We start from the raw sequence: 8,956 nt of genomic DNA on the forward strand, positions 1-8,956 counted from the left end.
ACATGAATCGCATCTATCGACTGGTGTTCAACCGGACTCTGCGCGTGTGGCAGGTGGCCTCGGAATTGGTCCGCGTTCCCGGCGGCCGCATGGCGGGTGCCGGCGCGACCGTCGGCCATCCCCTCGGCGCACCGCTGACCGTGGCGCTGTTGGCGGCATTGGGTCTGGGCGGGTGGAGTGGGGCGCTGCTGGCGCAGTCGACGGGGCGGATCGTCGGCGATGCCGCCGCACCAGGCAACGAACGCCCAACCGTGCTGACCGCGCCCAATGGCGTGCCGCTGGTCAACATCACCACGCCATCGGCGGCGGGGGTGTCGCGCAATCGCTATAGCCAGTTCGACGTCGGCCGCGAAGGCGCTATTCTCAACAACGCGCGTGGTCAGACCCAGACCCAGCTGGGCGGCTGGGTACAGGGCAATCCGTGGCTGGCCACCGGCAGCGCCAAGGTCATCCTCAACGAGGTCAACGGGCCGACCAGTCGGCTCAATGGCTACGTCGAGGTGGCCGGCCAGCGTGCCGAAGTCATCATCGCCAATCCCGCCGGCATCCAGGTCGATGGCGGCGGCTTCCTCAATGCCAGCCGGGTCACCTTGACCACCGGCACGCCGATCCTGTCAGGGGGCGCGCTGGAGGGCTACCGCGTCAGCGGCGGCGCGATCCAGATCGGCGGCGCCGGCCTGGATACCAGCCGGGCCGATTACACCGACCTGATCACCCGCTCGCTGCAGGTCAATGCCGGCATTTGGGCCAACCAGCTGCAGGCCACCTTGGGCAACAACGTGGTCAGTGCCGATCACCGCAGCGTCGCCACGCAGGCCGCTGATGGCCAGGCACCCACGTTCGCGCTGGATGTCGGCGCGCTCGGCGGCATGTTCGCCAACAAGATCTGGCTGGTCGGCAACGAACACGGCGTGGGCGTCCGCAATGCCGGCAATCTGGGTGCACAGGCCGGCGAGCTGGTGGTCACGGTCGATGGCCGGCTCGAAAACACCGGTGCCCTGCAGTCGCAGCAGGACACCCAGGTCAGCGCCAGCGGCGGAATCGCCAACAGCGGCACCCTCAGCGCCGCGCGCGAGCTGCGCGTCAGCACCGCGGCGGACCTGGACAACCGCGGCGGCACGCTGGATGCGCAGCGGCTGCAGATCGACGCAGCCAGCCTGCGCAACCAGGGCGGCGCGCTGACGCAGACCGGCATGCAAGCGCTCGAGGTCACTGCCGGCAGCGCCAGCAACCGTAGCGGCGGCAGCATCGGTGCACTCGCTACCGCGCCCTCGCACGATGGCGGCAGTCCGGCTCCGGGGGGCGGCAGCACGGGCACCGACACCAACGACAACGCCGGCACCGGCACCGACGGCGGAAGCGGTCCAACGCCGACCACGGGCGGCCAGACCCCGCTGGCGACGGCGCCGCTGGCCACCGGCACGCTGCACATCGCTGGACTGTTGGACAACGACGGCGGCCGCATCGGCAATGGCGGCGCGGTGCGCCTGGCGGCGGCCGATGGCCTGGACAACAGTGCCGGCCAGTTGGGCGTGGCGGCGCTGCAGGTGCGGGGCGATCTGCGCAATCGCGCAGGAACGCTGGAAGTGCAGGGCGATGCCGATCTGCAACTGGGCGCGCTGGTCAACGACCAGGGCCGCTTCAGCGTCGCCAACGTGCTCGACCTGCAGGCGCAATCGCTGAGCAACCGCGCCGGCGATCTGCGCCATGGCGGCACCGCCGCGACCACCTGGCAAGTGGCGGGACTGTTGGACAACCAGGGCGGCGTGCTGACCAGCAACGCCGCTGCACTGCAACTGCAGGCGCAGACGGTGGTCAATGCCGACGGCCGCATCGTCCACACCGGCACGCAAGGGCTGACGCTGGCCGCGCAAACCTGGTCGGGTGCCGGCGGCAGCATCGTCACTCCGGGTGCACTCACCTGGCAGGCCGGCAGCATCGATCATCGCAATGCCACCCTCACGACCCGCCAGCTGGTGGTGCAGGCCGCGACCCTGGACAACCGCGGCGGCACCCTGGTGTCGAGCGGAACCCAGGCGGCGAGCGTGCACGTGGACGCAGGTCTGGACAATGGCGCGGGCGGCACGATCGCCAGCAATGGCGCGTTGGACCTCCGCGCGGCCACGCTGGGCAATGCCGGCGGCCAGATCCAGCAGGCCGGTCCCGGCTTGCTGCAGATCGCAGCACAAGCGATCGACGGCAACGGCGGACGCTTGCTCAGCAATGGCGGACTGACACTCACCGGCGGACGCATCGACCTGACCGGCGGCACCACTGCCGCCCAGCAGGTGCAGATCCAGGCCGAGACGCTGACCACTGCCGGTGGCAGCGTGAGCTCGCTCGGCGATCAGGCCCTGCAACTGACGGTGCGCCAGGGCCTGGACAATCACGCCGGCCACCTGGCGAGCAACGCCGGCCTGGCCATCGCTGCCGGTGCGCTGAGCAACCAGGGGGGCGCGATCGCCGCCGCCGGTACCACGGACGCCACCGTCACGGTAACCGGTCGCCTGGACAACAGCGGCGGCAGCATCGCCGGCAACGGCCGTGTCGCGGTGGATGCCGACACCTTGATCAACCAGCATGGCAGCGTCCTGGCCGCCAATGGCGCGCCGCTGCAACTGCATGCCGCCAGCCTGCTGGACAACAGTGCCGGCGGGCGCCTGGCCAGCAGTGGCGAGTTCGCAGTGCAGGCCGGCACGCTCGACAACCGTGGCGGCGCGATCGAGCACGGTGGCAATGGCACCTTGGCGGTGAGCGCCGATACCCTGCAAGGGGCCGGCGGCAGCGTGCTCAGCCTCGGCAGCTTGCAACTGCGCGGCGGCGTGCTCGATCTCGGCAACGGCAGCACGACCCAGGCCGACCGCATCGACATCGCGGCCGCCAGCCTGCGCACCGCCGGTGGTCATCTCAGTGCGACCGGCAGCGGCCCGCTGCAGGTGCACCTGAGCGACACGCTCGACAATCGCGCCGGCAGCATCGCCAGCAATGGCGCCCTGGACCTGCAGGCAGCCACGTTGCTCAACAGCGACGGCACGCTCAGCGGCGCCGGCAGCGCCGACGGCCGCATCGCCGTCAGCGGGCAATTGGACAACACCCGTGGCCGCATCGCCGCCAACGGCGCCACCTTGCAGATCGCTGCCGACCAGCTGATCAATGCACAGGGCACGCTCAGCCACGCCGGCAGCGCCGGCCTGGTGATCGACAGCCGCCGCCTGGACGGCAGCCAGGGCAGCATCCTCAGCAGCGGCATGCTGTCGTTGACCGCCGGCACGGTCGATCATCGCGGCGCCACCATCGGTGCCGACCGCATCGCGCTCGACGTCCAGCAGGTGGACAACAGCGGCGGCCGCATCGTCGCCAGCGGTACGGGCGCCAGCAGTCTCCAGGCCGACACGCTGGACAACGCCGGCGGTATCGTCGCCAGCGCTGGCGATCTGACCGTGGGCAGCACGCTGCTCGACAACACCCTGGGCACCATCCAGCACTCCGGCAACGGCCAGCTGCACCTCACGGCGCAGACCCTGCTCGGCAACGCCGGCAAGCTGCTCAGCAACGCCGCACTGACCTTGCACGGGCAGACCACCGATCTGCGCAATGCCACCACCTCGGCAGCCGCGCTCAGCATCGACACCGGCGATCTCACCACCGCTGGCGGCACCCTGGTGGCGACCGGCAGCCAGCTGCTCACGCTCACCGCGCGCGGCACGCTCGACAACAGCGGCGGCAGCATCGGCGGCAATGGCGTGCTCGCGCTCAGCGCGCAGACGCTACGCAACACCCAGGGCACGCTGCAGGTCGCCGGCACCGGCGCCTCCACCGTGGACGTCGCCCAGGCGCTGCAAAACCAGCAAGGCAAGCTGCTGCTCGGCGGCAGCGGTCGTATCGCCGCCGCCAGCATCGACAACCAGGGCGGCACTCTGTACGCGGCCGGCACGGCCTTGCAGGTGCAGGTCGCCGGCCTGCTGGACAACCACGCCGCCGGCACCGTCTCCAGCGCCGGGCAACTGACCGTGGGCAGTGGATCGCTCGACAACAGCGCCGGCACGGTGGTGGCCGGCACCGATTTGAACGTGACCACGACAGCGGCCATCGGCAACGATGCTGGCGCGCTGCAGGCAGGCGGCAGCGTGCAGCTGCAGAGTGCCGGGCTGTCCAACCGCGCCGGCAGCGTGATCGGCGGGCAGGTGGTCGTGGACACCCGCGGCCAGGTGCTGGACAACAGTGGCGGCACCATCGGCAGCCAGCTGGGCACGCTGCAGATCCGCAGCGGCACGTTGGCCAATGCGGGTGGGCGCCTGCAATCGCAGAGCGATCTGACCCTGCAGACCAACGGCGCCGGCATCGTCAACAGCAATTCCGGCAGCACTGGCGGCATCCTGGCCGGCGCTGCACTGCAGATCGACGGCGGCGCGCTGGACAACCGCAACGGCGCGATCGTCGCGCAAGGCCAAGCCCGGCTCGGCCTTGCCAGCGTCGACAACAGCAGCGCTGGCGTGCTCAGTGCGGCGGGTAACTTCACCCTGACCGCGGCCACGCTCGACAACACCAGCGGTCGCGTGCAGGGCGGGCAGAACCTCACCCTGCAACTCAGCGGCGCGCTCGGCAATCAGGCGGGCTTGGTCACCACCCGCAACCTGCTGACGCTCAACGCGGCCACCGTCGACAACCGCAACACCCGCGCCAATGCACTGCAAGGCCTGCAGGCCGGGCAGCTGCAAGTGCAGGCGCAGGCGCTGGACAACCGCCAGGGGCAGGTGATCAGCGACGGTGCCGGCACCGTGCAGCTGGGCGCCGCGCTGGACAACACCGGCGGTCAGATTTCCAGCGGCAGCAGCCTGGACATGCGCGCCGATGCGGTCACCAATACCGCAGGGCTGTTGCGCTCAGACGGCAACCAACGGCTGGACGCACGCGCGCTCAGCGGCGATGGCCAGCTGCAGTCGCAGGGCGATCTCAGCCTCACCCTGCGCGAGGGCCTGACCAATACCGGCGAGTTGTCGGCCAATGGCACCCTGTCCATCCACACCGATGGCGATCTCGCCAATCAGGGCGTGCTGCGGGCCGGCAATCTCGAGGTGGCAGCGCGCACCATCGACAACGCCGCCAACGGCCAGATCACCAGCCAGGGGCTCACCCACCTCGTCAGCAACGGCCAGTTGGTCAACCGTGGCCTGATCGATGGCGGCGTGACCCATCTGCAGGCCGCCACGCTGGATAACCTGGGCACCGGGCGCATCTATGGCGACCAGGTCGCCATCGCCGCCGGCAGCGTGCTCAATCACGCCGAGACCGTGGACGGGGCGACGCGCGTGGGCACCATCGCCGCACGCCAGCGGCTGGACCTGGGCGTGGGGCAGCTGACCAACAGCGACCGCGGCTTGATCTACAGCGATGGCGATGCCGCCATCGGCGGTGCGCTGGACGGCAATCGCCACGCCACCGGCGCCGCCGGGCAGGTGGACAACCTCGGTTCCACCATCGACGTGGCCGGCAATCTCGATCTGCAGGCGGGGGTCGTCAACAACATTCGCCAGAACGTGGTGGTCACCCAGACCACCACCACCCTGGCACCGGTGCGGCTGGATCAGCCGAGCTGGCGCAATAACGGCAAAAATGACGCGCCGCTGCGCACCACCAGCCTCTACAGCGCGTACGAGATCTACTACCTCAACCCGCAGGACATCCTCGAGGACACGCCCTATATCACCCCGGATGGGTATCAGGTGCGACGCGCAGTCATCCGCGTCAACCCGCAGACCAGCGCGTATTTCTTCGCGCGCGGCGCGCTGTACCGGGCAACCGGCGAGCGCTCGCGGCTTGACCCGCGCACCGGAACGCTGACGCTCTACTACTTCACCCGCGATGACAACAATATCAATCCGGATCAGGTGAGCAGCGGCGCTAGCGATCCGTTTGCCGGGATGACCACCGACGAAGCGGGAGCACCCGCATTCCACTACGCCAGCGACACGTTGCGGTATTCCAACGCTTATGGCACCTGCACGACCAACTGCGTGCGCTTGATTGCGCAATACGCCTACACCGATCCGGATCACATTCTGGTGAATCCGCAAGGCACCGGCCCGCTCAAGCTGGAGTACAACGAGCAATACCGAACCGCCACCCAGACCGTGGTCGAAGACGTGCTGCAACCCGGTGCCGGCCCGGACGCGGTGATCCGCGCCGGTGGCAGCATGCGCATCGGCGCCAATGCGCTGCGCAACGAGTACGCCAGCATCGCCGCCGGCGGCAATCTGGCCATCGTCGGCCTGGGCGGCAATCCCAACGCCAGCGTGACCAATCTGGCCTACACGCTGTACCGCACCCACAGTTTCAGCAACGTCACCACCGCCTACAACGGCACCACCCGCAGCTGGAGCAATCCCTCCATCTCCGAGCAGGTCGGGCAGGTCGGCGGGTCCATCGTCAGCGGTGGGACCTTGACCATCGATGTCGGCGATCTGAGCAACCTCAATCAGGGGCGCGACGCGCCCAACGTGCGCGATGGCGCGGCGATGGCCAACCTCAACGTGCGTGGCGCGCAGGCAGGCCCCACTGGCGCCAGCGCCAGCGTCCGTGGCCCGATCAGCGTCGCCAGCCATGGCGTGGGCCGCATCACCACCACGGTGACGCAGGCCGACAGCGGCAACGCCAGCAACAACGTCGGCACCATCGGTAGCGCGGCCACCACCACCGGCCCGCGGGTGGTCAACGCCGCCGGCGGCTCGCCGGATCGCATTGCCATGGGCACGCCCGACACGCGCGCCCCCACCGGCAGCCTGTTCACGCTGCGCCCGGCCAGCGGCCATTACCTGGTGGAGACCGACCCGCAGTTCACCGACTACCGCAGCTGGCTGGGCTCGGACTACCTGCTCAGCCAGATGGGCTACTCGGCCGATACGCTGCAAAAGCGCCTGGGCGATGGCTATTACGAGCAGAAGCTGGTGCGCGAGCAGATCGGCCAGCTCACCGGCCGGCGTTTCCTCGACGGCTACAAGGACGACGAAGCGCAATACCAGGCCCTGCTGGATGCCGGCGCCACCATCGGCAAGGCCTGGAACCTGCGCCCGGGCGTGGCGCTGACCGAGGCGCAGATGGCCCAGCTCACCAGCGACATCGTGTGGCTGGTGGAGCAGACCGTCACCCTGCCCGACGGCAGCACCACCACCGCCCTGGTGCCGCAGGTGTATCTGCGCCTGCGCCCCGGCGATCTGGACGCCGGCGGCGCACTGCTGGCCGGCGCCAATGTCGATGTCGGCCTGGCCGGCGGCTTGAAGAACACCGGCACCATCGCCGGTCGCCAGCTGGTGTCCATCGATGCCGGCCGCATCGAACACCTGGGCGGCAGCATCAGCGGCGACCAGGTGGGGCTGCGCTCGGCCAGCGACATCCGCATCGAAGGCGCCAGCGTCACCGCTGTCGATGCCTTGAGCGTACAGGCGGTCGGCGATGTCACCGTCGCCTCCACCGTGGAGACCCTCCAGGGCGGCGGCTACCACCAGTACAGCACGACCCAGCTCCAGCGCGTGGCCGGCCTGTACGTCACCGGCGCCAACGGCAGCGGCGTGCTGTCGGTGATGGGCGGCGGCGACGTTAACTTGCAGGCGGCACAGATCCACAACGCCGGCAGCGATGGCGTCACCCAGCTCGTCGCCGGCAACAACCTCACCCTGGGCGCGCAGACGCTCGCGCACAGCACCGACACCACCGCCAACGACCGCAACTTCCAGCGCAGCAGCCAGACCACCCATGTCGTCACCACCGTCCAGGGCGCCGGCAACGTGGTGCTGGCAGCGGGCAACGACCTCACCCTGACCGCCGCCCAGGTCGGCGCAGGCAAAGGTTTGGCGTTGCAGGCCGGCCGCGACATCGTCAGCCAGGCGGCGATCGACAGCAGCTCCAGCGACCGCAGCAGCGTCACCAAGAGCCACTCGCTGGCCGCGTCCAGCACCGACGAAACCGTGCGCGGCACCCAGCTGGGCGCTGGCACCAACATCGTCCTGCAAGCCGGCCGCGACCTCACCCTGGCCTCCACCGCCATCGCCAGCCAGACCGGCGGCATCGCCCTGGCCGCCGGCAACGACATCCAGCTGCTGGCCACCCAGGAGCAGCACGATGCGGTGGTGGATCAGCAGACGCGGAAGAAGAGCGCGCTGTCCAGCAAGACCGTCACCACCCACGACGAAACCCACGACAGCCTGGCGGTCACCAGCTCGCTCAGTGGCGAGAGCGTGCGTGTCGCGGCGGGGAACGATCTGCTCTCGCAAGGCGCGCAGATCGTCGGCACCGGCAACGTGGTGCTGGCCGCTGGCAACGACCTGACGCTGGAGACGGCGCAAAGCACGCACAGCGAGGCGCACGACAAACAGACAGTCAAATCCGGCCTGATGGGCAGCGGCGGCATCGGCTTCACCATCGGCAAGCAAACGGTCAAGACCGAGGCCGACACAAGCGCTGTCAACCACACCGGCAGCACGGTCGGCAGCCTGGAAGGCAATGTCACCCTGGCCGCTGGCAACACGCTGGCGATCACCGGCAGCGATGTGATGGCGCTGCAAGGCGACATCACGGCCAAGGCCAAGGACATCGCCATCACCGAGGTGCACGACACCAGCGGCAGCACGCAGAAGACGGCCTTCAAGCAAGGCGGGTTGACGGTGTCGTTGAGCTCGGCCGCGCTCAATCTTGCGCAGGCGGCGGTGAGCAGCGCCGAGGCGGGCAAGAAGGCCCAGGGCGATACGCGCATGCAGGCGTTGGCGGGCGCGTCAGCGGCCTACAGCGCGTATGGCGCGGGCCAGGCCGCCAGCAGCGTCATCAACGCTGATACCGCCAAGGGCGCTGCGCAAGCGGCCAATATCAGCATCGCGGTCACCGTGGGCGGCAGCAAGAGCGATAGCGAGACCAAGCAGCAAAGCGCAACCGCCAAAGGCTCGACCCTGCAGGCCGGCGGCAACGT

1 protein-coding gene is annotated in these 8,956 nt (G+C 69.4%); it reads left to right on the forward strand.

The genetic code is table 11. The features are described 5' to 3' along the window. Nucleotides 1-2: 2 nt before the first annotated feature. Nucleotides 3-8,956 (forward strand): two-partner secretion domain-containing protein (locus CKY51_RS11665; protein WP_152249262.1); only part of this gene is annotated, 8,954 nt, incomplete at its 3' end.

It is taken from the genome of Xanthomonas maliensis, assembly GCF_009192945.1.
Classification (GTDB): domain Bacteria; phylum Pseudomonadota; class Gammaproteobacteria; order Xanthomonadales; family Xanthomonadaceae; genus Xanthomonas; species Xanthomonas maliensis.